Origin of the sequence: Streptosporangium sp. NPDC002721 (genome assembly GCF_042888905.1) — a bacterium.
Classification (GTDB): domain Bacteria; phylum Actinomycetota; class Actinomycetes; order Streptosporangiales; family Streptosporangiaceae; genus Streptosporangium.
Genome location: NZ_JBIAQI010000040.1, coordinates 23,687 through 48,147, shown reverse-complemented (window position 1 = coordinate 48,147; position 24,461 = coordinate 23,687). Strand labels below are relative to the sequence as shown.

Below are 24,461 nucleotides of genomic sequence, written 5' to 3'. Positions count from 1 at the left end.
TTTCCACCCGCCTTCGGCGCATCACCGGCGGGCCGCGCCGCCGTTCGCCGCGGTGTCATCCCCTCGCGAGCCTCCGGTCGACGCGGGCGAGCAGGTCGTCGATCGGCTCGCACGCGGTGCAGCGCCACAGGCGCACGGTGCCGTCCCCGTGCGCGGTGGCCAGCAGCCTCCCGTCATGGGAGAACTCGACGCTCTCCGCGGTGGCGGCGAAGCCGCCCACCGTCATGGGGGGCGCGGCCACGTCGGTGCGCCAGATCCGGACCGTCCCGTCGTGTCCCGTACCCGCCACCCACCGCCCGTCGGGGCTGAAGGCGACGGACCACACCATGCTCTGGTGGCCGCGTAACACCAGGGGAGCCCCCCTGCCGGAGGCGGGCCAGATCCTGACGGTGCCGTCGGTGCCCGCGCTGGCCAGGAGCCGCCCGTCGGCACTGTGGGCGACCGCCCAGACGAGACCCCGGTGACCGCGCAGGACCAGCGGGGGAAGGTCGCGGTGGGGGTCCCATATCCGTACGGTGCCGTCCGCTCCTCCGGTCACCACACGACGCCCGTCGGGGCTGAAGTCGACGTAGCGGATCTGGACGGTGTCCGCCCGCCGTACCAGCGGCGCTCTCGCGCCGGTCAGGTCCCAGACCCGCAGCGTGGCGTCATGGCCGGCGCTGGCCAGCCACCGGCCGTCCGGGCTGAACGCGGCCTTCCACGCCGCGCTCGTGTGGCCGCGCAGCACCACGGGCCTCGCGTCGCCGTCCGCGTCCGTGACCCGTATCGTGCCGTCCGTTCCGGCGCCGGCCACGCGCCGCCCGTCGCGGCTCAGGGTCACGCCCGCCACCTCGCCGTCGTGCCGGTCGAGCACCCGGTGCGTGCCGGTCCGCAGGTCCCAGCTGCGCACGGTGCCGTCCACGCCGCCGCTGAACACCCGCCGGTCGCCGGGGCCGAACGCCACCTCCCACGCCTCCTTCTCGTGGCCGCGCAGCACCGAGACGAGACCCATGCCCCTGGGGTCCCAGACGCGTACCGTCCCGTCGTCGCCCGCGGAGACCAGCCTGGTCCCGTCGGCGCTGAACGCCGCGCCCCACACGACCCTGTCGTGGCCGCGCAGCACGAGCGGATCCCCGTCGCCGCTCGGGGACCACAGGCGGATCGTGGCGTCGTCGCTGGTGGTGGCGAGGCGGTGCCCGTCACGGCTGAAGGCCAATCCCTCCACCGCGCCCTCGTGCCCGTGCAGCACGACGGGCGGCAGGTCGCCCTCGGCCTGCCAGACGCGCGCCGTGCCGTCGATGCTCACGCTGGCGAGCAGACGCCCGTCCGGGCTGAACGCCACGGTCTTTATCGCCGCCGTGTGCCCTCGCAGCACCCGGGGCTCGCCGCGCCCCCTCAGGTCCCACAGGCGTACGGTCGCGTCGTGGCCGGCGCTGGCCAGCACGCGCCCGTCCGGGCTGAACGCCACCGTCGTGCTCTGCCCCTCGTGCCCGCGGAGGACCCGCGAGGCGCCCGCGCCGCCGGAGTCCCAGAGGCGGATCGTGCCGTCCTCCCCGGCGCTGGCCACGCGCCGCCCGTCGGGGCTGAACGCGGCGTTCCACACCGGCCCGTCGTGCCCGGAGAGCACGACGGGCGCCGCGCCGCCGGACAGGTCCCAGATCCGGATCGTCTCATCGGTCCCCGGGACCGCGAGCCGTCGCCCGTCCGGGCTGAACTTCGGGCTCAACGCCTCGCCGCGATGCCCGCGAAGCACGGCCGGCGGCCCGGCGGACAGGCCGCCCGCGACCCACGGCCACACCCGTACCAGACCGTCGGCCGAACTGGCGGCCAGGCGGTCGCCGTCCGGGCTGAACGCCACGCCCATCGCCCGCCCCAGCCCGGGTGACGTCGCCAGGAGGTGGTCCTCGACGACGCCCTGCCGCAGGACCGACTCCGCCTCGGCCGTCGGCCACAGCCCGTACGCCCGTCGCGCGAGACCCAGCCCGCGCTCGGGGTTCAGCTCCAGCTCGGCGCGCGCCTCGGCCGCGAGCTGGCGGGAGAGTGCCACGTCCCGTTGCTCCCGGGCCTGGCGACCCTGGAACACGGCGACACCGGCCAGCACGCTGACCACGGCGGTCGTCGCGGCGAGCACGGTCAGGGCCAGGCGCGCGCGCCGCCGCCGGCCGGCCGACTCGGCCGCCTCCCGGCGCGTGCCCGCGTCGAGGAAATCGCGTTCGAGGGTGCTGAGCGCGTCCACCGGGTGCTCGTGCCGGTTCGCCAGGCGCGTCCCGCGATACAGGAACGCCTCGTCCCGGCCGTTCCGGTCCCATTCGGCGGCGGCCTCGGCCAGCCGCCGGTGGGCGTGCAGCCGCTCGCGGTCCTCCTCCAGCCAGGCCCGTAACCGGGGCCAGCCCCTGATCAACGCCTCGTGCGCGATGGTCACGCCGTTCTCCTCGGCGGTGACCAGCCGCGCGGTGATCAACGTGTCGAGCACCCTGGCCGCCCGCCCTCCCCGGTGGCTCGCCTCCAGTTCGGCGCGGGGCGCGCGCCTGCGGGTGTCCTCGGTCCCGTCCCCCGGCATGGTCAGCCGCAGGAACACGCCTTTGGCCACGTCCCGCTCGTCCGGGTCGAGCTCGCCGTAGACGCGCTCGGCGGTCTGTGAGATCGCGCCGCGCAGGCCGCCCGTCGCCCGGAACGCGGCCACGGTGAGCGACTCGCCCGTACGGCGGCGCCAGGTCTCCAGGAGGGCGTGCGAGACCAGCGACAGCGCGCCCACCTGTCCGCTCGCCCCGTCCACGACCAGGCCCACCAGCTCCGGGTCGACCTTCACCCCCGCGTGCCTGGCGGGGCCGGTGACGACGGCACGCAGCTCGTCGTCGTCCATCGGCCCGATCAGCACCTGGTTGTCCTGCAGCGCGGACACGAGCGCGGGGTAGTGGCTGCAGTGTCCGTAGAAGTCGGCGCGCACCCCGAGCACGACATGCACCCGGGGTTCGCGGGCGGCGGCCAGGAGCGCCGCGACGAAGCCGCGGCGCTCACGCTCGTCGTGGCAGAGGGTGAACGTCTCCTCGAACTGGTCGACGACGATCGCCAGGCGGGTTCCGTCCGCCCGGCCGCTCAGGGTCTGGGCGCACAGCGTGCGGACGGCGTCGGGTGAGGCGGCGAGCGCCTCGTGGACCGGCCCGGCCACGAGGCCCCGCGCGTCGGCCAGGCGGATGGACAGGTGCCGGAGCGGCCGCTCGCCGGGGGTGAACGGGACGACCAGCCATTCGCCGCCGTCCTCCTCCGCCCCGGCTCCCGTGAGGGCCGGTGTCAGGCCCGCCCGCAGGACCGACGACTTCCCGGCTCCCGAGGGGCCGAACAACGCCAGGAAGGAGGAGCCGGCCAGCCGTTCGCGCAGTTGGCGCACCAGACGTTCGCGTCCGAAGAACAGGGGCGCGTCCTCCGGCCCGAACGGCGCCAGCCCCAGATAGGGAGCCGTGCCCTCCTCGGGGGCGGGATCGGCCGGGGCGAGCGCGTCCATCAGCGCGTGCCAACGGCTCTCCCACTCGTCGCGATCGCCGTCGCACGCCTCGACATACGCGAGCGTGACCGCGAGGCTCGGGACGACCATTCCACCGGCCGCCTCCGACAGGGCCGTCACGGAGAAATGCGCACGCTTGGAAAGCTGCCGATAACTGGGTCTACCCGCCTTCGTTCTCAGTTTCCTGAGCTCTGACGCGAACCGGTGAAGCGGATCGTTCTCCGGGTCCAGCGCACGCTCGGGACGTCCCATCGCCTCATCCTCAATGACAGTCGAGGTCGACCGTCGTCACAAAGCGTCATCGGCAGATCATGTGTCGCGAGACAAGCTTGACCCGCAATGTTGACGCCTGTCTTCCTGCTGGTCAATCGGGCCGGTCGCGAGATTCCGGACAACGCTTCAAAGGTGTTCCCGCCGCAGGTCATCCGCCTTGCCGAACCGCGCGTTGTTTGTCCGGTCGATTCATCTCCCCTGGACAACCAATGGGGCCACTACAACTGGGGAGGTCGCCGGCCGTGACGCGGACGGCGGCGTCCGAACCGGGAATCGGTTCCCCGTCTCTCAGAAAGGAAGCGCCAATGTCCCTGACCGTCGACGCGAAACACCGGAGGCCGCGAATGTTGTTGAAGGGCTTCGCGGCCGCGGCCGCCCTCGCCACCGTGACCGCCAGTGCCGTGACGACTCCCGTGTCGGCCGATTCCACCTCGGCCCTCGGCTGCCAGAGCACCTACGCGGTTCTGCACACCTACGGGGGCGATCTGAAGTGGAACTGCCACGGGCAGAAACTCGTCCCCTCCGTCATATCCAACTCGTTCTCGGCGGGTGGCTGGTCCGGCGCCGTCTACAGCATCGAATACGCGCCTCGCTACTTCTGTGACGGGGACTCCTTCGGGCTGGGGAACCGCCGCGTGTACGAGGTCTATCTCAACGAGAAGAGGCCCGCGCGGTGTAACAAGCGGTAGGACCTGTGCCTCCACCCGGGCGTGTCAGGCACGCCGGCCCATGGCCGTCCTGGCGCCGCGGCGGCGCAGCAGCAGTCCGGAGGCGGCGCCGAGGGTGACCAGGGAGCCGGTGAGCACGAGCACCCGCCCGTCGGGGCCGCTCTCGCCGCCGCCCCCGGTGTCGGCCGCCCCGGCCGGGGTCTCGTCGATCGCGCCGTCCGCGTCGTCCGGGTCCGGGGCGGTCTCGTCAGTCCCGGTGTCATCGGCTGCCGGGGGCGGGCTGACGGGATCCGTGGCGGTGTCCGTCGGATCGGGGTCGGTCTCCTGGCCGCCCCCGGAGACGGTGAGGGAGTAGGTCATCAGGGCGTCCCTGTTCAGGGACTCGCACTCGATCAGCGGGTTGGTGGGCAGGGTCCCGAAGTTGATGGCGGCCGGCCGTATCGTCGCGGTGCCCGGACTGGACGAGGTCGCCGCGAGGGAGACGGCGGTCGTCGGCAGCGTGATGGGCTGACCCGCGTCGACCGCGGCGAGGGTGCCCGTCCCGGTGGCGGAGGTGAGCCCGGGAAGGTCGCTGATGGAGGCGTACGCGTACAGCTTGGTGCCCTCGGGCAGTCCCGCGGCGGGCGCCGTCAGCCCGGTGCCGGAGTAGGTGCCGCGCCAGCCGATCGTGAACTGCTGTCCCGTGGTGGCGGTGGCCGGCATCGTCATCTCGACGTTGATCTCGATGGTCTGCTTCTCGGTGACGCCGTCGGTGGTGCACTCGTACTCCACGATGTCGGCCGCGGCCACCACGTCCCGCTCCGCCGAGGAGGGGAGGGGGTGCCAGAGGAGCACCAGGCCCCCGGCCAGGGCGGCGACTGAGAGAACCGAACGGACGCGCACGTCGCCTCCTGCTTACGACAGATGGGGCACAAGGGGGACGGTGGGGGAGGTGGTTTGGTTGACAGTAAAAGCCCGATCTGTGCGTCGGTTCCGTCTTGTGAGAGTGGCGGTTGTTTGTCAGCTGAGACGAGAAAGGCACCGGATGGAGGGTGTTTGCCCCATCCGGTGCCCGAGTCGTCTACGAGCCTACGAGGCGTAGACCTCGAACTCGGAGAGCTGGCCGGCGGGCCAGCCGCTGTTGGCGGTTAAGGTCAGGCGCAGGTGGCGCCTGCTGGTGGCCGGGAAGGTGATGGTGGCCGTGTTCCCGGTGGCGGGGTTGAAGGTGTAGGTCGCGGAGCCGACGACGTTGGTGAAGTTCGTCCCGTCGGTGCTGCCCAGGACGGCGACCGCCTGGGTGCGGGTGGCCCAGGCCGTGGCCGGGGGCAGCTTGAGGACGACGCGGCCGACACTCTGCGTGGAGCCGAGGTCGACCGTGACCGACTGCGGGAAGGCGTTGCTGTTCGACTCCCAGTAGCTGTTCGCGTTGCCGTCCACGACGTTGCCCGAGCCGTACACGTCGGCGTGGCTGGTCTCCGTGGTCGGCCTGCCCTGCGCCAGGTTGGTGACGGGCGCCGAGCCGCCGGTCCCGGTCAGGGCCACGGTCAGCGGCCCGTTCGGGTCGTTGCTCGCCACGCTCAGGGTGCCCGTACGGGTGCCCGTCGCGGTGGGGGTGAAGGTGACGTTGACGGTGCAGGAGGCTCCGGCGGCGAGGGTGGTGCCGCAGGTCCTGGTCTGGGCGTAGTCGCCGGTGGTGGCGACCGTGCCGAGCGTCGCCGACCCGGTGCCGGTGTTGGTGACCGTCACCGCCTGCGCCGGGCTGGTGCTGCCGACCGTCCTGGCGGCGAACGTCAGGCTGACCGGGGAGGCGGCCAGCGACACGGTCGGCGTGGGGTTGCCGCCACCCGGGAAGATCTGGAACTCCGAGATCTGGGCCGCGGGCCAGCCGGTGTTGGCGGTGACGTTGATCCGGACGTAGCGCACGGACGAGCTGGTCAGCGGGATCGTGACGCTGTTGCCGGTGCCCGGGTTGAAGGTGTATCCGGCGGAGGGCTTCAGCGTGGTCCAGGTGGTGCCGTTGGTGCTGCCCTGGACCGAGAGGGTCTGCGTCCTGGTCGCCCACGCGGCCGGCGGCGGCAGCTTCAGGGTGACGGAGCCGACGTTCTGCGCGCTGCCGAGGTCGGCCTGCAGCCACTGCGGGAAGGCGTTGCTGTTCGACTCCCAGTAGGTGGAGGCGTTGTCGTCGTTGGCGCTGCCCGGCGGGAAGCCGCCGTTGGAGCTGCTCGCCGTCAGCGTCGCGCCGAGCGCGAGGTTGGTGGTCGAGCCGATGCCGCTGCCGCTCAGGCCGACCGTGAGCGGGCTGTTCGGGTCGTTGCTCGCGACGGTCAGGGTGCCCGTACGGGTGCCCGAGGCGGTGGGGACGAAGGTGACGTTGATCGTGCAGGAGGCTCCGGCGGCGAGGGTGGTGCCGCAGGTCCTGGTCTGGGCGTAGTCGCCGGTGGTGGCGACCGTGCCGAGCGTCGCGGCGGCGGTGCCGGTGTTGGTGACCGTGACGGCCTGCGCCGGGCCGGTGGCGCCGACCTGGCGTGCCCCGAAGGAAAGGCTGCCCGGGGAGGCGGTCAGGGCGACGCCGTTGGTGCCGCTGCCGGACAGGCTCACGGTCACCGGGCCGCCCTGGGCGCTGCTGGCGACGGTGAGCGTGCCGGTACGGGTGCCCGTCGCGGTCGGCCTGAAGGTGACGTTCACCGTGCAGGTCGCGCCCGCGGCCAGGGAGCTGCCGCAGTTGTTGGTCTGGGCGTAGTCGCCGGTGGCGGTCACCGAGCCGATCGGGGCCGCGGTGGCGGCTCCGTTCGTGATGGTGACGGCCTGCGCGGGGCTGGTGGTGTTGACCTGGCGCGCGGCGAAGGACAGGCTGCCCGGGGAGCCGGACAGGCCGCCGGTGTTGCCGCCGCCACCGGGGTAGATGTAGTTCGGCGTGGGCCAGGTGCCGGTGCAGGTCGTGCTGCTGGGGCTCCAACCGGTGTTGCCGGTGCCGAAGACGGGCGTGAAGGCCGCGCCGACACAGTTGTGGATGGCCACGCCCGCGCCGATGTGGTCGGCACTGACGTTGTTGAACGTCATGTTCGCGCCCGACTGCGCCTGGATCATGTACGTGCCGGTGCCGTCGATGTTGACGTTGTTGAAGTTCACCGTGCTCGTGGTGCCCTCGATCATGTGGATCGCGGCGTACGAGCTGTCCAGGATGTCGGTGTCGGTGACGTTGATGGTGGCGTTGACCGGCTCGTTGAGGCCGCTGAACCAGAGGGCTCCGACGCCGAAGTGCCAGTTGAAGTCGTTGTTGCCCGCCCGGAGCAGGGTGTTGCGGGCGACGGTGTGGGTTCCGGCGACCGCGGTGCCCTGGCCGGAGTTGACGCCCGGGTAGCGGTTGGCGATGTGGATGCCGCCGCCGTTGCTGACCGTGTCGGCCACCACGTTGTCGGTGATCTGGATGTCCCTGCCGCCGTACGTCACGATGTTGTTGGCCAGCAGCGTGACGCCCACGGTGTTGAACGTGAACTTGTTGCCGACGTTCGGGATCCGCTCCGGCCACATGGCCAGCGCGTCGTCACCGGTGTTGCGCAGGAACGTGTTGGTGACCGTCGAGTTGGTGACGCCGGTGTGGAAGTTCACGCCGTCGGCGGTCTGGTCGAGGATGCGGCTGTTCTTGATGGTGAAGTTGTTCATCGGGCCGTCCATCCAGGCGCCGACCTTGGTGTGCTGCATCCACACGTTGTCCACGACAGAGTCGGTCATCGCGCCGCCCATGGCGTTTACCTGGTCGTTGTCCTCGCGCTCCATGATCTCGCCGATGATGGCGAAGTCCTTGAGCGTGACGTTGCGGCTCGGGCCGCCCGCCTCGTGGGCGCGGATCTCACCGCCGTAGCCGCCGCCCTGGACGTACTTGCCGTAGACGCCGACGGCCCGGTTGCGCTGCGTGGGGTGGCGCCCGCCGAGCACGCTGTACCAGGGGCCCGCTCCGCGCAGGGTGACCCCGTCGACGACCACGTGGTCGTAGAGGTTGTACGTCCCCTCGGGGATGTAGACCTCCTTGCCCTGGGCCTTGCCCGCGTTGACCGCGGCCTGGAAGGCGGCCGTGTTGTCGACGCCCGTGTTGTTCTTGATCGCGCCGAAGTCGTCGACCGACAGCGAACCGGACGGGCGCCCGATCGGGGCGCCGACGACCTCGAAGTCGGCGAGGTCCACGGTGACCGGGATGCCGCCGGTGTGCTGGACGCGGACCTTGGCGCCCGCGGCGAGCGTGGACCCGAACATGGTCCGCGTCTCGTCGTAGAAGTGGTGCGGGTTGGTGTCACCCGGGTTGTTGTTGAACGGGTAGCCGCCGTAGTACCAGCCGTACTTGGAGGTGAGGGTCAGGTCCTTCAGGTGCGTGCCGTTGATCCGCAGGCTGGAGGTGGTGTTCTGGCCGGTTCCCGAGGCGTTGTCCGGAACGCTGTAGCGCAGCGACATCGCGTTGGCCGGGCGGGTGAGCGTGAACTCCACGTACTCACCCGAGGAGTCGAGCGTCACCGCCCTGCGGCCAGAGGCCTCCGAGGGGAGGCGGCCGTAGATCCGGTCGGGGCCGATCACCTGGCCCGAGTGGGCGGTGTCCTCGGCCTCTATCTCGAAGAAGGGCACGGTGGCGCCCCGCCCCGGGAAGTCGAACGGTGAGTCGGCCCTCACGGCGGCCGTGGCGGGGGTGACGGGTAAGGAGACCAGCCCTCCCGCCGTCAGCGCCGCGATCGTGGCGATGGTCCAGGCCTTTAGCCTGCCGGACTTCTTCATCGGCTGACCCTTCACTTTCGAAGAGCCGGACGCTTCGCGGCCGGAACGTCGGGGACGCCGGCCGGTGGTGCCCGGGGGGTACCCACACCTTAAAATGACGAACAGATTGCTGCAAGATTTCAGCGAATACATGAAACGTAACGACCGTGTTGCGCTGGTTCTTGTACGGAAAGTTTCACGCAAGTGCTTGCGCGGAAGCGGAAGCCGCTTGCGCGCCGCTGGAAGCGGCCCTCGGCGGCGGGCCGGTTCCCCGGGGTGGCCCGGCGGGTCCGGGCGGCCCGGCTTCCAGGAGCGTCCGTCCTGATCACAGGTGAAATATCCCGGATGTGAAACAGGAGGCGTTTGGCCGGTTTTTCGGCAAAGGTCGATGTGCTGCCCTACGATGCCTTGTCGTGGTGGACCGGCACGGAACGGCGCCGCGGGACGAGAACGACCCGGAGTACGGCGCCCCGGTGCGGGAGAACGGCGGCGGTTCCATGGGCCTGTTGGGGAACGAACGAAAGACAGCGCTGTCAATGACTGATCTCGGACTGCGGTTCTCGATACTGGGGCCGGTACGCGTCTGGCGGGACGGCGCCGAGGTGGAGATCGGCTCTCCCCAGCAGCGGCTGGTCCTCGCCGTCCTCCTCCTGGCCGAGGGCAGGGCCGTCGGCCACGACCACCTGCTCGACGCCATCTGGGGCGAGGAGCGTCCCCGCACCGCGATGAGCACCCTGCGCACGTACATCTCGCGCCTGCGCTCCGCCCTCGGCGGCGAGACGATCACCTCGATCGGCAGCGGGTACGCCCTCGCCGGGGGGATCTGCGACCTGGTCACGATGGAGGAGCTGTCCCGCGAGGGGCGCTACGGCGAGGCCCTGGAGCTCTGGCGGGGCGAGCCCCTCGCCGGGCTGGAGGGCGGCTACGCCCAAGGGCAGCGGGTCCGGCTCACCGAGCGGCGGCTCGCCGTGCTGGAGCGCAGGATCGCCCGGGAGGTCGAGGAGGGCAGGCACACCGAGGTCATCGCCGAGCTGACCACGCTCTGCGGGGAGCACCCGGCCAGGGAGCGGCTCTGCGGCCTGCTGATGCTCGCGCTGTACCGCTCGGGGCGGCAGGCCGAGGCGATCGGCGTGTTCACCGACACCCGGAAGCTGCTCGCCGAGAGCCTCGGCATCGACCCCTCGCCCGAGCTGGCGGACCTCTACCAGCGGATCATCACGGCGGACCCCGCCCTCGGCCAGGCGAAGGTGGCGGGCCCGGCCGTCAGGCAGGTGCCCCGGCAGCTGCCCGCCGACACCGCGGACTTCACCGGCAGGGAGTCCGAGGTCGACGAGATGGTCGACGCCCTCAGGACGGGGAACGCCTCGGCGCTGGTGATCTCGGCCGTGTCGGGCGCGGGCGGCATGGGCAAGACCACGCTCGCCGTCCACGTGGCGCACCGGCTCGCGCCGGACTACCCCGACGGCCAGCTCTTCGTGAACCTCAGGGGCTCGGGGGCGCAGCCGCTCGCGCCGGAGACCGTGCTCGGCAGGTTCCTGCGCTCCCTCGGGGCGGAGGTCCCCGCCGACTCCGAGGAGCTGGGCGAGCGGGCGGCCATGTACCGCTCCACGCTGGCCGACCGGCGGGTGCTCGTCGTCCTGGACAACGCCGCGAACTCGGCGCAGGTGCGGCCGCTGCTGCCGGGCGCCGCCGGGTGCGCGGTGATGGTGACGAGCCGGGCGAAGATGGTCGGCCTGTCCGGCGTACGCCAGGTCGACCTGGGCGTGCTGCCGCACGACGAGGCGATGACGCTGCTGGCCAAGGTGGTCGGGGAGGCGCGGGTGGCCGTCGAGCCCGAGGCGGCGGCCGACCTGATCGGGGCGTGCGGGTACCTGCCCCTGGCGATCAGGATCGTGGCCTCGCGGCTGGCGGCCCGGCCCGCCTGGAGCGTGGCCAGGATGCGAGACCGGATGGCCGACGAGCGCAGGCGCCTGGCGGAGCTGCGGGTGGACGACCTGGCCGTCGAGGCGACGTTCGCCCTCGGCTACGACCAGCTCGACGCCGCGCACGCCTCGGCGTTCCGGCTGCTCGCCGTCCCCGACGCGGCCGACTTCTCGCTGGGCGCGGCGGCGGCCGTCCTCGGCATGGAGGAGCCGGACGCCGAGGAGGTGTGCGAGGCGCTGGTGGACGTGAGCATGCTGGAGTCGCCCTCTCCCGGCCACTACCGCTACCACGACCTCCTCAAGATCTTCGCGCGGTCGCGGCCGGACGACGAGGACGTCCGGCGAGCCGCGCTGGCCGGGCTGCTCGGCTACTACCTCGCCGGCATGACGGCGGCCCACCACCTGACCTACCCGGGCCACCTGACCTACCCGGGCGCCCCGGTGTCCGGCGCGGGGCCGTCCTTCCCCGGCCTCTCCTTCGCGGACAAGGAGGCCGCGGTGAGCTGGGCGGAGGACGAGGAGCAGGGGGTGATCAGCTGCGTGCACCAGGTCGCCCGGACCCCGGGAAGCGTCCTGTCCGACGCGACACGGCTGCTCGACATGGCGTCCGACGTACTGGAGACCGACGTGACCCCCGAGCGCTACGAGCGGGCGGCCGGGGCCCTCGTCGAGGCGGCGGCGGCGCGCGGGGAGCGCCGCGCCGAGGCACACGCCCGGTGCGTGCGCGGCGCGTTCTGGACGAGCCGCTGGTTCCTCGACGCGGCGACCGAGGACGGCCTCGCCGCGCGGGACCTCAGCCTCGCCGAGGACGACCTGGCGCGGTACGCGGAGAGCCTCAACCTGCTGGCCATGGCCGCCTCCAACCGCGGCTCCAAGAGCGAGGCGATCGCACTGTACGCCGAGGCGGTCGAGGTCTGGCGCGGGCTCGGCGACCGCAGCAGCGAGACCGTCGGCCTGGGCAACATGGCGCTCGCGCTCGCGTCGGCCGACAGGACCGCCGAGGCGGTGGAGGCCGTGGAACTGGCCGACCGCACCATCCGCGAGCTGGGCGGCGGGGCCGATCCCGACATCATGTACCAGTCGGCCGTCGTGCTGCGCGACGCCGGGCGCCCCGAGGAGGCGCTCTCCCGGCTCCTGGAGACGCGGAAGGCGTACCGCAGGATCAAGCAGCGCGTCCGGGAGGGGGCGACGCTGCTGCGGATGGCCGAGACCCACCTCGCCCTGGGGCAGCTGGAGCGCGCCGTCGACTGCGCCGAGGACTCGCTGGGCCTGATGGCGGAGGCGGGCGACGAGTGGATCCAGGGCAAGGCGCTCGTCGCGCTCGGCCAGGCGTTCTCCTACCTCGGCCAGCCGGGCCGGGCCGGGGCGTGCCTGACCGAGGCGCTTGAGATCTTCGTACGGCGTGACATGCCCGAGGCCGACGAGGTACGGGCCCTGCTGGACCGGCACACCGCCTCACGGTGGACCGCCGAGCCCAAGGTGGACGCCCTGACCGGCTGATCACCCGCTTCCCGGACGCACCCGGGAGGCGGCGCGCCGAACCGTGCCCCCTGACCGGTTGAGCGCCCGCTTTCAGGGCGCCCCCGGCTCGCGGGCGCCGAACCGTGTGTCCTGACCGGCTGAGCGCCCGCCCCGGTGCCTCGCCTGTTGTTTCCGGACCCGGAACTGTCGGTGCCGGCTGGCATCATCAGGAGTGTGGGTCCGCACCACTACGACGCGCCTCCTCGCTCCGGCCGTCATGACGGCCAGGTCGGCGGGGTCGTGGTGTCCTCCTCGAAGGGGAGCTAGGAGGGCGGTGGCGGTGCGGTTCCCCGGTCGCCGCCAACCCGGGGTGGCCTGCCACGAGTCCTACGGGCAGGGATGTCGAGAACGCATCCGTGACTCCGATTCTCCGCGATCGACGGAACGAGACGGACGACGATTTTCGAGGAGGAACGACCATGCAGCCCCCGAAGACGAACACCCTGAAGGTGCCCGGCGCGACCCTCTACCACGAGACGCGTGGTTCGGGGCCGGTCCTGCTGCTGATCTGCGGCGGGATCTACGACGCCGCCAGGTACGCCGAGCTGGCCCAGCGGCTCGCCGACCGCTACACGGTGGTGACCTACGACCGGCGCGGCAACTCGCGCAGCCCGCTGGACGGGCCCCCGGAGTCGCAGAGCATCGAGACGCACGCCGACGACGCGCACCGCGTGCTGGTGGAGGCGGGTGTCACCGCCGACGAGCCCGCGTACGTCTTCGGCAACAGCTCGGGGGCGATCATCGGCCTGGAGCTGGCCGCCCGTCACCCCGAGCAGGTGCGCGTCCTGGTCTCCCACGAGCCGCCGCTCTTCGAGCTGCTGCCCGACCGCGACCGCTGGCGCGACGTCATCCGCGACGTCGAGGAGGCCTTCGCCAAGGAGGGCGCCGGAGCCGCCATGCGGGCGTTCGCCACCGGGTTCGACAGGACCGGCCACGAGCACGAGGAGGCGGCCACCCACGGGGAGCGGGGAGAGCCCACCCCCGAGATGGCGGAGGCGATGGCCCGGATGGAGAAGAACACCGAGTTCTTCATCGGCTACGAGGTGCCGCCGTTCGTCGGCTACCTTCCCGACGTCGACGCGCTCCGGTCCTCCTCGACGCGCGTCGTGATGGTCGCGGGCGAGGAGTCGGAGGGGCAGCCGCCCTACCGGGCCTCCTTCGTCGTCGCCGAACAGATCGGCGGCCGGCACGTGATGTTCCCCGGAGACCACGGGGCCTTCGGCACCCGGCCGGAGGCGTTCGCCGCCAAGCTCGACGAGGTGCTTTCCAGCCCCTGAGGTCGCGCGGTCCGGCGAGGCCGTCTCCCGGCGCCCCGGCCCGGGAGACGGCCGCGACCACACCAACGGGCCGCTTCGACGGGCCGCTTCGATGGACCACACCGACGGGCCGCTTCGGCGAACCGTTTCGGCGAACCGCTTCGCAGGACCACACCGACGGGCCGCTTCGACGGCCTGCGAAGGTGGGGTCGTCTACACCTGGGCGCGAGCTTCCTCGATCTGGCGCGTGATGTTCTTCGCACCGCAGGCCTCGGCGAGGGCGCCCCCCTCCTCGGCCAGCGCGAGCGCGTCGTCGCGGCGGCCCTGCGCGGTAGCGATGTAGATCAGCCCGACCAGGTTCGCGGCGACCCCCGGCAGGAAACCGAGCTCCCGGCGGAGCCGCGTCGACTCCTCCAGCCGTTCCCGCGCCGTCTCCAGCCGCCCGGCGGCGTGCTCGGCGGTGCCCAGGTGCCGGAGCGCGTACGACATCAGCAGCCTGTCACCGGCCCGCGTCGCGAGCTCGTGCGAACGTTCGAGGAACGGGACCGCGGTCTCGTCGTCCCCGCGGACGACCTGATGGAAGAGGCCGACCCAGAGCAGCGCCTCACTCTCGCCGCGCGGGTCGCCGAGCGCCCGGTAGAGCTCCGTCGCCCGCTCGAACAGCGCCGGCTCGCGCGGGTCCTCTTTCCCGTCCTCGAAGAAGCGCGCGTGCACGATCCGGCCGCGGGCCAGCGCCAGCCCGGCCTCGACCGCGTCCAGCTCCCGGTCGGCCATCTCCAGCACCCCGGCCTCACCGTCGAAGACCGAACGCTCGTAGAGCAACCTCGCCCGTTCGAGCCTCTCCTCCGCGCTCATCCGCTCAACCCCGTCCGTCCGGATCCGCCCGCCGCGCCGAACACCGTACGCGCCGGACGAGGTGTGACACCAGCCTTCCGGCCGCCGTGAGAGCTTGGCCGACGGGTTATGGGTGCCTGCCGAGGGAATGGTCGTCGGGCCTTGCGAGATCTGTGTGTGGGCGTCCACGGTGTGCTGGAGGGCGACCAGCTCCCAACCGCTGTAAGCGCACTTGCTCAACCGTGACCAGCTGAACCGGCACCGTGGCGAACACGCGGCCTGGGTGTCCGGGTGAAGCCGGATGCCCAGGCCGTGCGCCTCTACCGGAGTTGCTCCTGGAGAAGGGCCTCGGCGACCTGCCGGGCGTCCTCGACGGCTCGGAGGTCGTTGCACGAGGTCGCGAGCGCCCTGCCGCCCTCGTAGACGACGGCGAGGTGGCGGGCCAGCCGTTCCGGGTCCCGCGCGCCCGCTTCGGACGCCGTCTCGGTGAGCCTGCGCAGGAAGTTCTTCTTGTGCCGCTCCACCACCTCGGCGGCCTGCGGCATCTCTCCCGCGGCCTCGACGGCCGCGTTGTGGAACGGGCAACCGCGTACGACGGACGTCTGGGGGCCGGTGCAGAAGATCGCCAGCAGGCGCTCGGCGGGACCGAGGTCCGTGCGGTCCAGCTGTTGCTCCGGCGGCAGCGCCTCCTCGGTTTCGAAGCGGCGCAGGTACTCCTCGACGAGCGCGTTCTTGCTGGGGAAGTGCTGGTAGAAGGTGCGCGTCGACACGTGGGCGGCCTTGGTGAGCCGCGCGATGCCGGTGGCGTGGATGCCCTCTTCGTAGAAGAGCCTGGCGGCGGTCCTGAGGATCCGCTCGCGCGCTCCCCGGCCTCCGGAGGTCTCGGCGTCTGGTGATGTGACCACACCTAAGTATAGCGATCGTTTTACTTTGCTCCTCGCGTGGGCTACGGTCTGAAAGTAAATCGATCGTTTTACCTCGTGCCGCCGACGGGCACACGCTCGCCGCGTGACCTTCCGTCCCGGCCGTTCCAGACACAGGGGAGTTCACTCGTGCGATATCTGACCTTCGGCCGCAACAACGGCCTGCGGGTGTCGGAGTACGCCCTCGGCACCGGCACCTTCGGCACCCGGTGGGGCTCGGGCAGCGACACGGCCGACATCGCCAAGATCTTCGACCGCTTCGACGAGGCCGGTGGCACCTTCGTCGACACCGCCGACGTCTACCAGTTCGGAGAGTCCGAGGAGCATCTCGGGGGGCTGCTCGCCGGGCGGCGCGATCGCTTCACGCTCGCCACCAAGTTCTCCAACGGTCTCGATCCGGCCGCCGGGGTGATGGGGACGGGCAACAGCCGCAAGAGCATGGTCCAGGCGGTCGAGGGGAGCCTGAGGCGGCTGCGGACCGACCGGATCGACCTGCTGTGGGTCCACTTCCCCGACTCGGTCACCCCCGTCGAGGAGATCGTGCGCGGCCTGGACGACCTGACCCGCGCGGGCAAGATCCTGTACGGGGGCCTCTCCAACTTCCCGGCCTGGCGCACCTCCCGCGCCGTCACCCTCTCCGAGCTCCGCGGACACGCGCCGATCGCGGCCGTGCAGTTCGAGTACAGCCTCGTGGAGCGCACGGCCGACCGGGAGATCCTGCCCATGGCGGAGGCGCTCGGGCTGGGGGCCGCCCTGTGGTCACCGCTCGCCGGTGGGCTGCTCACCGGCAAGTACCGCAGCGGTGAGGCGGGCCGGCTCACCGACTGGCAGCGGCTCGTCCACACCGAGGACACCACGCGCAAGACCCGGGTGGTCGACGAGCTCCAGGCGATCGCGGCCGAGCTGGGCGTCCCGTCGGCCCGGGTGGCGATGGCGTGGCTCCGCGAACTCGGCGCGCGTGCCACCACCGGGTACGTACCGATCATCGGTCCCCGCACTCCCGCGCAGCTGGAGGACTATCTCGGCGCGCTGGACGTGCGCCTCGACGCCGAGCAGTTCCGCCGCCTCGACGAGGCCGGTCGTCCGGAGCTGGGCCAGCCGCACGAGTCGGCCGCCGAGCAGACCCAGCACGTCCTCGGCGGCCCGGACATCGACTTCCGCCGCCCGCAGATCCCCGTGGCCTGACCCACGACGTCGGCGGACGCGGGTCAGGTCTTTCGCGGGCCGGGTCCTTCAGGAGAAACGGCGCAGGGCGAAGCGGGGGTGGGGATCGGTGTGGCCGAGGGCGAGGTCGGCGGTCATCCGGCCGATCAGGGGGGCGAACTTGGCGCCGTGGCCCGAGCAGGGGGAGGCGATGACGAAGGGGCCGACGCGGTCGAGGACGAAGTCCTCGTCGGGGGTGATGGTGTAGAGGCAGCTCGCCTCGGCCACCGGGGCGGGGTCGAGGCCGGGCAGCAACCTCCGGACGTGGTCGGTCACCACGGCGCGGGAGGCCGGGTCGACGACGCCGTCCCGGGTGGTGGCGGTGACGGGTCTGCCCGCGTCGTGCTGGGCGACCTTGACCGCGGGCTCGGAGCCGCCGTCGCCGCCCGAGGGAAGCCCGTAGATCTGCGGGCCGTCCGTGTGGACGAGGATGGGCCAGCGGGCCTCCGGGTCGCGCGAGCGGAAGTGGAAGACCTGCTGCTGGGTCACCCGCAGCGGGGGCAGCCCCACCGGCACGCCGAGCGGTCCGGCGAGTTCCGGCAGCCAGGCGCCGGCGGCGACGACGACGGTGCCGGCGGTCACCTCCGGGCCCTCGGTGCGCAGCCGGACGCGTCCGCCGGGCAGCTGCTCCGCGCCGGTGACCCTCACACCGGTGACCACCCGGGCGCCCAGCTCGGCCGCCCGGTTCACCGCGGCGGCCACCGTCGCGTCGGCGTCGGCCGTACCCGCCTCCGGGTGGTGCAGCACCGGTCCCTCGAAGCGCATGAACGGCCACCGCTCGGTCGCGGCGCCGGGAGTGAGCAGCTCGTGCGGCACGCCCGCCTCCGCCAGCAGGCGGGCGAGTCCCTCGGGGTCGCGCCCCGCGCCGTGGTCGACGCCGCCGGTGACGCGGAGCAGCGTCGTGCCGGTGTCGCTTTCCAGCTCGCGCCAGAGCTCCCCGGACAGGCCGGTGAGGCGCACGTACTCCGGGTCGCCGTAGGCCCGGCGGTAGATCCGTGACGTGCCGTGCGAGCTGCCGCGCCGGTGGCCGACGTCGTACGCCTCGACGAGGGTGACGGCGTGGCCCCGGCGGGCGAGCTCCCACGCCGTGGCGGAGCCCATCAGCCCCGCCCCGATCACCGCGACCTCCGTCTCGATCCGGTCAGGGGTGTTCATCGGCGGCTTTTCCCTTCGGGCGCTGTCGTCGTCCTCGACGGCGGGGTTCCCCACGGGGGCGATCCTAGGTGACCACGCGAGAACGGCTCCGGCCGGACCCTTCCGGGCCCGGCCGGAGCCGGTCTTTCCTTCGGGACGCCGATCAGGGGACGCTGATCGGGCGGTGGTGATCACGGGGGACGGCGATCACCGGGGGGGTGAGGGGGGCCTGGGCGGGACGGTGACGATCACGGGGACGGTGATCATCGGGGGAAGGTGTCACGGGGAAGGAGGAGCGGGGGAAGGCGCCACGGGGAAGGTGTGGCGGAGGTGGTGGTCAGCTGACGTTGGCGCAGATCGCGTAGACGCTGATGCCCACGTCGTTGTAGCCGGGCTGGCGGCCGAGCCCGATCCAGCCGCCGCCGTCGTCGGTGGGGAAGGAGCCCACCAGCACGGCCTGGTTGCCCTGCGCCTCGGCGCCGCCGCCGACGACCTTCTTGCCGGCCGGGCAGCGGACCACGCGGCGCTGGAAGTTGGGTACGTTGGCGTTCGGCAGCTTGACGAGCTGGTAGCCGGTGAAGTCGGCGGTCGCGGGGACAGCGGGGACGCCGGGAACGGCGGTTACGGAGGCCGTGGCGGGAGCGGCGACGGTCATCGCGGTGAGACCCGCGACACCGGCGGCGGCGACGCTCAACGCGACGGTCGTGAGCTTCCTGCTTCGCATGTTGTCTCCTGGGGCAGGGGGTGCATGAGTGGTCACGGAAAGTAAATTAGTCGTCACGCTCCGTGTCCAGCCTTGATTTTGTCACCACCCCGCCAGTTGCGTCCGCGCCGGTGATCGGGCATGCGCGGCCCCGGAGGATGACGGGCGCGGATGCGTGCCCCGAAGGCGTCCGGGGGCAGGGGGCGGGCGCCGCCAGGAGATCGACCGGCCGTCGGCGTCGATCAACAGAGAGAGCGCTCTCAGATCAGGATAGGGCCACTTCTTGATCGTTGGGCAGGAAGTCGACGCGAGGTGCGTGGGTCCGAGGGGGCGATGCTGCATGGTGGAACGCCCTGTTTTCTGCGCTTACGCCCTCCCGCCTGCACGTCTGTACTTTACCTATTCGTTACCAACGTGAAACATTGACTGCCGTGACGCGGCCCGTTACTTTTCGGTGAGAGAGCGCTCTCTCGTATCGGTCAGCTTCAGAGCCCGATTCCTCTCCCCGGAGGCACCCCCCAATGGATCCCTCGATCCGGACCACGGGTCCGGACAGTGCGCACCCCCGTGAAGGACGACTCGCTCAGTCAGCGGCTCGCGTCAGGACTCGCCGTCGCAGCCTCGCCGCCGGTGTGGTCCTCGCGCTGGTGGCCGGACTGCTCGGCCTCGGCGCCGCCCGCTCGGCCGAGGCCGCCACGGTCGGCGCCGGCAGCTACGCCGACACCCTCCCCGCCGGCCGCTCGCTGCCCGCCGGCTGCGGCTCCATCTCCACCAACCCCCGCCAGTGGGTGACGTCCAACGCCCCCGCCGGGGCCGTGCCCACCAACGACTGGTGGTCGTCGATCCTCTACAAGAAGACCGACTGCGCGTACGGCGAGCCGCTCCACGCGCACCCGATCTCGTACGACACCTTCGGCAACGGTCTCGGGTTCTCCTACAACACCACTCCCGCCATCAGCGGCACCGCGACCGGCGTCGGCGAGTACCACTACCCCTACGTCGAGAACATCCGCGTCGGCGTCGCGGGCCTGAACTCGCCGGACGTCAAGGTCGACGGCTGGAGCGACTGGACGGTCACCCCGTACTGGAGCGGCTCGGGCCGGACCATGAAGGCCACCATCGGCCACGGCCTGCCGTTCGCGTACTTCCAGGTCACCGGGGGCGACGCGCAGATCACCACGGCGGGCACCCCCACGGTGTGGTCCAACAGCGGCGCGACCATCGGCTTCACCGCCGGAGGCCGTGACTACGTCGCCTACGCGCCGACCGGCGCGACCTGGTCGGTGAGCGGCACGACGATCAGCTCCGCCCTGGCGGGCAGGGGCTTCTTCTCCGTGGCGGCGCTCCCCGCGGGCGGCGACCGCGCGGCCCTGGCGAGCACCTACGGGCAGTACGCGCACGCGCACGTCACCGGCACCCGGGTCTCCTACGCCTACAACCAGGCCGCGAGCTCGCTCACCACGACGTACGCCTTCACCACCACGGCCAGGCAGGGCAGCCAGACCGGCACGGTCATCGCGCTCTACCCGCACCAGTGGAACTACCTGACCGGCTCCACACCGCTGGCGCAGACGTACGTGTCGGCGCGAGGCCAGATGAAGATCGTCACCGGGACGCAGTTCCGGACGACGATGAAGTACACCGGCGTGCTGCCGGAGGTCCCCGCGGTGGCCGACAGCTCGGGCGCCGACCTCACCACGATCACCAACCAGCTCAACGCCGAGCTCGGCAACCCGATGGACATCCGGGGCGACGACACCTACTGGACGGGCAAGGGCCTGGGCCGGGCGGCCCGCATCGCGGAGATCGCCGACCAGCTCAACCTGACGTCGGTGCGCACCGCCGCGCTGAACGCCATCCGCACCCGTCTCAACGACTGGTTCACCGCCTCGCCGGGCAAGACCAGCCGGGTCTTCTACTACAACCCGAGCTGGGGGACCCTGCTCGGCTACCCGGCCTCCTACGGCTCCGACCTGGAGCTCAACGACCACCATTTCCACTACGGCTACTACATCGCCGCCGCCGCGACGCTGGCCAAGTTCGACCCCAACTGGGCGAGGACGAGCCAGTACGGCGGCATGGTGGACCTGCTGATCCGCGACGCCAACAACTACGACCGCTCCGACACCCGCTTCCCGTACCTGCGTGACTTCGACATCTACGCGGGCCACGACTGGGCGTCCGGGCACGGCGCGTTCGGCTCGGGCAACAACCAGGAGTCGTCGTCGGAGGGCCAGAACTTCGCCAACGCCCTCATCCAGTGGGGACAGGCCACCGGCAACACCGCCGTCCGCGACGCGGGCATCTTCATCTACACGACCCAGGCCGCGGCGATCCAGGAGTACTGGTTCGACTCGCGCGACCAGAACTTCCCCTCCGCCTTCGGCCACAGCACGGTCGGCATGGTCTGGGGCAGCGGCGGCGCGTACGCCACCTGGTTCAGCGCCGAGCCGGAGATGATCCAGGGCATCAACATGCTGCCGGTCACCGGCGGGCACTTCTACATGGGCGACAACCCCGGCTACGTGAACACCAACTACGCCGAGCTGGTACGCAACAACGGCGGGCCGCCCACGGTGTGGCGGGACATCCTCTGGCAGTTCCAGGCGCTGGGCAACGGTGACGCGGCCCTGTCGAACCTGCGCGCGGCCGGCTCCTACACCCCCGAGGAGGGGGAGAGCAGGGCGCACACCTTCCACTGGATCCGCAACCTGGCCGCCCTCGGCACGGTGGACAACTCCGTCACCGCCAACCACCCGCTCGCCAAGGTGTTCAGCAAGAACGGGGCACGCACCTACGTCGCCTCCAACATCACCGGCAGCGCGCTCACGGTGACCTTCTCCAACGGGACCGTGCTCAACGTCCCGGCGGGCAAGACGGTCACCTCCGGCGCCTTCACCTGGAGCGGCGGCAACGCGGGCGGCGGCACCACGAACCCCGACCCGACGCCCACGCCGACTCCCACCCCGACCCCGACTCCCACCCCGGACCCGGGTGGCTTCGCCGCGACGCGCTACCTGCAGAGCGGCGGCGGCCTGCCGGGCACGGCGGGTTCGGCGGGCAGCCTCGCGGTGACCGCCGCGAACGGCAACCACGACGGCGTGCCGACCAACGCCCGGGTCTTCACGGCGACCGGTCTCACCGCCGGCCACAACGGCGGCGCCACCGCGTTCGACCTCTTCCTGGACGCGGGAACCTCGGTCGCCAACGGCACCCAGGTCCGGGTCTCCTACGACCTGACCGGCAACGGGAGCTGGGACAGGGTGGAGACCTACGCCTACTTCGCCACCGACCCGGTGACGGGCTGGGAGCACTACACGCAGGGATCCGGCCCGCAGTCGTCCTCGGGAACGCTCGGCAACCTGTCGAACGGCCAGGTGAGGGTCGAGGTCTGGAACGCGATCGGGAACGGCGCCGTCAACCTCGGCGTCGGCAACCAGTCGATCGTGAGGCTGCCGTTCGGCTGACCCCCCTCAGTCGATCGGTGACGGGACGGCCGGGAGCGTGAGCCCTCGGCCGTCCTCGCCGTCCCCGCCGTCCCCGGAGGGTCTGGGCAGGCCGATCGGGTTCGAGGGCGGGATGACGCCCGACTCCAGGACGGCCATGGTCAGCGGGTGCAGCAGCAGGGCGAGCTCGGAGGTGCGCCCCTCGCCCAGGGCCCGCCAGGGAACGGCGGCGGCCTCGTCGGTCAGTCGCTCGATCCGCTCGCGCTCCCGCGAGCCCTCGGCCGTCAGGACGCCGGAGTCGTCGACCCAGCCGCGCTCGCGCAGCGCGGCGGCACCGGCCTCCCACTCCCCGTCGTCCCAGCGCCGCGCCAGGCGCAGCTGGCCCGGGTCCGTCTCGCCCGCCGCGACCTTGAGCAGGTGGGACTGGACGGGGGAGACGCCGTGGGCGACGAGGGCGGCCACGTGCCCGTCGCCGCGGTGCTCGCGCAGCGTGGTCGCGGCCTGCCAGAGCAGCAGGTGCGGCTCGTCGGGCGCGGGCAGCGCCTGGTTGGCCGCGCCGAGCACCCGGCCGGCGGTGTCGGCGAGCCCGGCGGCCTCCCAGGCGAGCTCCGCCGCCGCGCGCAGGTCGTCGGAGCCGGTCACCTTGTCGGTGAGCAGGGTGCGCAGCGCGGCCCCCGCCCCGTCGAGCCGGGCGCGCAGCACGTCGCCGGGGGTCGCGAACGACCACGCGTCGGGGAGCGCCCTGGCGACCCTGGCCGGGGGGAACCCGTGGAAGGCCGCCGTGACGACACCGGGGCCGACCGGCCCGAGCGGCGCCGCCCTGGCCGCGAAGTAACCCATCCAGAAGCCGCGCATGCCGACCGCGTCGGCCGCGGCCCGAGCCTCGGGGGCGAAGTAGGTGACGGCGTGCAGGGGCTCCAGCAGCTGCCACATGACACGCGGAACGTTCGGTTCGGGTTCCGGCACGGTCTCACACCCCGTCTCGTGGATCCTGGCGGATCGGCTGTGCGTTGTTCATACGGTACTCGTCGGAACGACCGGACGATCTCCGGATGAGAGAGCTGTCATCTGGTCGGACCCCTGACCTGATCTGGGAAGACGAAGTCATCTCACCCGTCAGGTTGGGTCTTCTCAAGGGAGGACGGCCGGGTTATCAAGAGCTCAGGACGAACTGTGATCCCGGACATTCCCACCCACCGGTGACACGGGCCCGTCCGATCGCACACCCCCCGAACCAATGGAGTACGGCATGCGGCAGTTACGAAGAGTCATGTTCCACTTCCTGTGTGTCATCGCGATGCTCGCCGCGAGCGTCGTCGCGACGGCCACGAGCGCGCAGGCATCCGTACCCAACCGGTGGGGTTTCGCGGTGGTCGACGTGACCTCCGGCATCCCCGACCTCAACCACCAGGCGGGCAGCTGGGGGCCGGGCTTCAACGTCAGCGTCACCCCCGGCGGGGTCGGGCAGACGTTCGTGCGGTTCCCGCAGATCGCGATCACCGGCGGCGTGGTCCACGTCACGGCGATCTCCCAGAACGCCTACTGGTGCCAGGCGCAGAACTGGGGACCCTCGGGCACCGACGTGGTGGTGGCGGTGCAGTGCTATCGGTACGGAGGGGCTCCGGTCTTCACCCCGTACAGCATCGTCTTCGAGCAGAGCACCGGTGTCCTGCCCGCGCCGCAGGCGTTCGGCTACGTGCACTACAACGGCGGCGGCATCACCTCCCAGTTCAACTCGGCCGGGGGCGTGAACACCGTCGCCGGGGGCGGGGGAGGCTGGACGGTCACCCTGCCCGGCCTGGGCTCCTCCGGCTTCGCCGGGAACATCCAGGTCACCGCGGTCAACCCCAGCCAGCCCGCCCGCTGCAAGGTCGGCGCCTGGGCTCCCGGGGTGGGCGCGCAGGCGGTCCAGGTGCGCTGCTTCAACGCGACGAACGTGCCGCTCAACACCGGATGGACGCTCACCTACCACCGTGAGCGCGCCATCACCGGCGCGGCGATCCCGCCGAAGAACTTCGCCTACACCTTCGACAACACCCCGGCCAACCCCGGCCCGTACTCGCCGGTGCCCCCGGCCCTGAACTACAACTCGCAGGCGGGCGTGAACACGGTCCAGAACGCGGGACTCGGCCTGCGCCTGGTGCTCTTCCCGAGGGTCGGGGTCCTGCAGGACCAGGTCCAGGCCACCGCGTACGGTCCCGGCCCCGAGTTCTGCAACCTGCAGTCCATCTGGAACACCAGCGGCAGCAACGCGATCGTCCGCAACGTCGCCTGCTACAGCGCCGCCACCCGCGTCGCTCAGCCCTCGCTGGTCACCTACACCTCGGCCTTCTGAGTCACCTCGGTCCTCCGGAGATTTGGCGCGGTACCGTCCCCCG

14 protein-coding genes are annotated in these 24,461 nt (G+C 71.8%); 6 read left to right on the top strand and 8 right to left on the bottom strand.

The features are described from left to right. Positions 1 to 55: 55 nt before the first annotated feature. Entirely contained in the window at positions 56 to 3,601 is a 3,546-nt protein-coding gene (locus ACFYWM_RS39875; protein ID WP_389925505.1) for a hypothetical protein, read from the bottom strand. 458 nt (positions 3,602 to 4,059) lie between these two features. Between ACFYWM_RS39875 and ACFYWM_RS39870 the strand changes: the two genes are divergently transcribed. Further along, positions 4,060 to 4,443, top strand: coding sequence for a hypothetical protein (locus tag ACFYWM_RS39870; RefSeq protein WP_389925503.1), 384 nt, complete (start codon positions 4,060 to 4,062; stop codon positions 4,441 to 4,443). A 24-nt stretch (positions 4,444 to 4,467) separates the two neighbouring features. On the opposite strand, the gene ACFYWM_RS39865 is transcribed toward ACFYWM_RS39870, so the two are convergent. Further along, positions 4,468 to 5,304: a hypothetical protein gene (locus tag ACFYWM_RS39865; protein ID WP_389925501.1), complete on the bottom strand. Its 837-nt coding sequence runs from the start codon at positions 5,302 to 5,304 to the stop codon at positions 4,468 to 4,470. Between the two features lie 186 nt (positions 5,305 to 5,490). After that, entirely contained in the window at positions 5,491 to 9,162 is a 3,672-nt protein-coding gene (locus tag ACFYWM_RS39860) for a choice-of-anchor D domain-containing protein (protein ID WP_389925498.1), read from the bottom strand. Between the two features lie 515 nt (positions 9,163 to 9,677). Here ACFYWM_RS39860 and ACFYWM_RS39855 point away from each other — a divergent pair. Beyond that, complete coding sequence (locus ACFYWM_RS39855; protein ID WP_389925495.1) at positions 9,678 to 12,563, top strand: BTAD domain-containing putative transcriptional regulator; 2,886 nt, start codon at positions 9,678 to 9,680, stop codon at positions 12,561 to 12,563. Between the two features lie 440 nt (positions 12,564 to 13,003). Further along, complete coding sequence (locus ACFYWM_RS39850) at positions 13,004 to 13,861, top strand: alpha/beta fold hydrolase (protein ID WP_389925493.1); 858 nt, start codon at positions 13,004 to 13,006, stop codon at positions 13,859 to 13,861. Between the two features lie 192 nt (positions 13,862 to 14,053). On the opposite strand, the gene ACFYWM_RS39845 is transcribed toward ACFYWM_RS39850, so the two are convergent. Continuing rightward, positions 14,054 to 14,695: a tetratricopeptide repeat protein gene (locus ACFYWM_RS39845; protein ID WP_389925490.1), complete on the bottom strand. Its 642-nt coding sequence runs from the start codon at positions 14,693 to 14,695 to the stop codon at positions 14,054 to 14,056. 299 nt (positions 14,696 to 14,994) lie between these two features. Next, positions 14,995 to 15,579, bottom strand: a complete 585-nt coding sequence (locus tag ACFYWM_RS39840; RefSeq protein WP_389925487.1) for a TetR/AcrR family transcriptional regulator — start codon at positions 15,577 to 15,579, stop codon at positions 14,995 to 14,997. 147 nt (positions 15,580 to 15,726) lie between these two features. Here ACFYWM_RS39840 and ACFYWM_RS39835 point away from each other — a divergent pair, with 147 nt between their 5' ends. Then, entirely contained in the window at positions 15,727 to 16,782 is a 1,056-nt protein-coding gene (locus tag ACFYWM_RS39835; protein WP_389925485.1) for an aldo/keto reductase, read from the top strand. Between the two features lie 48 nt (positions 16,783 to 16,830). On the opposite strand, the gene ACFYWM_RS39830 is transcribed toward ACFYWM_RS39835, so the two are convergent. Both ACFYWM_RS39830 and ACFYWM_RS39825 read right to left on the bottom strand, forming a co-directional pair. Then, positions 16,831 to 18,009, bottom strand: a complete 1,179-nt coding sequence (locus ACFYWM_RS39830; RefSeq protein ID WP_389925484.1) for an FAD-dependent oxidoreductase — start codon at positions 18,007 to 18,009, stop codon at positions 16,831 to 16,833. 262 nt (positions 18,010 to 18,271) lie between these two features. Further along, complete coding sequence (locus ACFYWM_RS39825) at positions 18,272 to 18,658, bottom strand: hypothetical protein (protein ID WP_389925482.1); 387 nt, start codon at positions 18,656 to 18,658, stop codon at positions 18,272 to 18,274. A 611-nt stretch (positions 18,659 to 19,269) separates the two neighbouring features. Between ACFYWM_RS39825 and ACFYWM_RS39820 the strand changes: the two genes are divergently transcribed. Further along, on the top strand, positions 19,270 to 22,104 hold the full coding sequence (locus ACFYWM_RS39820; RefSeq protein ID WP_389925480.1) for a glycosyl hydrolase: 2,835 nt from the start codon (positions 19,270 to 19,272) through the stop codon (positions 22,102 to 22,104). A 6-nt stretch (positions 22,105 to 22,110) separates the two neighbouring features. Here the strand turns inward: ACFYWM_RS39820 and ACFYWM_RS39815 are convergent, their stop codons facing one another. Next, the gene (locus ACFYWM_RS39815) at positions 22,111 to 23,016 is read right to left on the bottom strand and encodes a hypothetical protein (RefSeq protein WP_389925478.1); all 906 of its coding nucleotides are present in this window, start codon (positions 23,014 to 23,016) and stop codon (positions 22,111 to 22,113) included. A 316-nt stretch (positions 23,017 to 23,332) separates the two neighbouring features. Here ACFYWM_RS39815 and ACFYWM_RS39810 point away from each other — a divergent pair, with 316 nt between their 5' ends. Beyond that, complete coding sequence (locus tag ACFYWM_RS39810) at positions 23,333 to 24,418, top strand: hypothetical protein (protein WP_389925475.1); 1,086 nt, start codon at positions 23,333 to 23,335, stop codon at positions 24,416 to 24,418. The last annotated feature ends 43 nt before the right edge of the window (positions 24,419 to 24,461 follow it).

Excerpts from the sequence above, each read along its gene's own strand:
- ACFYWM_RS39855 (WP_389925495.1), top strand. The coding sequence starts at position 9,678 with ATGACTGATCTCGGACTGCGGTTCTCGATACTGGGGCCGGTACGCGTC.
- ACFYWM_RS39850 (WP_389925493.1), top strand. The coding sequence starts at position 13,004 with ATGCAGCCCCCGAAGACGAACACCCTGAAGGTGCCCGGCGCGACCCTC.
- ACFYWM_RS39810 (WP_389925475.1), top strand. The coding sequence starts at position 23,333 with ATGCGGCAGTTACGAAGAGTCATGTTCCACTTCCTGTGTGTCATCGCG.
- ACFYWM_RS39870 (WP_389925503.1), top strand. The coding sequence starts at position 4,060 with ATGTCCCTGACCGTCGACGCGAAACACCGGAGGCCGCGAATGTTGTTG.
- ACFYWM_RS39825 (WP_389925482.1), bottom strand. The coding sequence starts at position 18,658 with ATGCGAAGCAGGAAGCTCACGACCGTCGCGTTGAGCGTCGCCGCCGCC.
- ACFYWM_RS39860 (WP_389925498.1), bottom strand. The coding sequence starts at position 9,162 with ATGAAGAAGTCCGGCAGGCTAAAGGCCTGGACCATCGCCACGATCGCG.
- ACFYWM_RS39845 (WP_389925490.1), bottom strand. The coding sequence starts at position 14,695 with ATGAGCGCGGAGGAGAGGCTCGAACGGGCGAGGTTGCTCTACGAGCGT.
- ACFYWM_RS39815 (WP_389925478.1), bottom strand. The coding sequence starts at position 23,016 with ATGTGGCAGCTGCTGGAGCCCCTGCACGCCGTCACCTACTTCGCCCCC.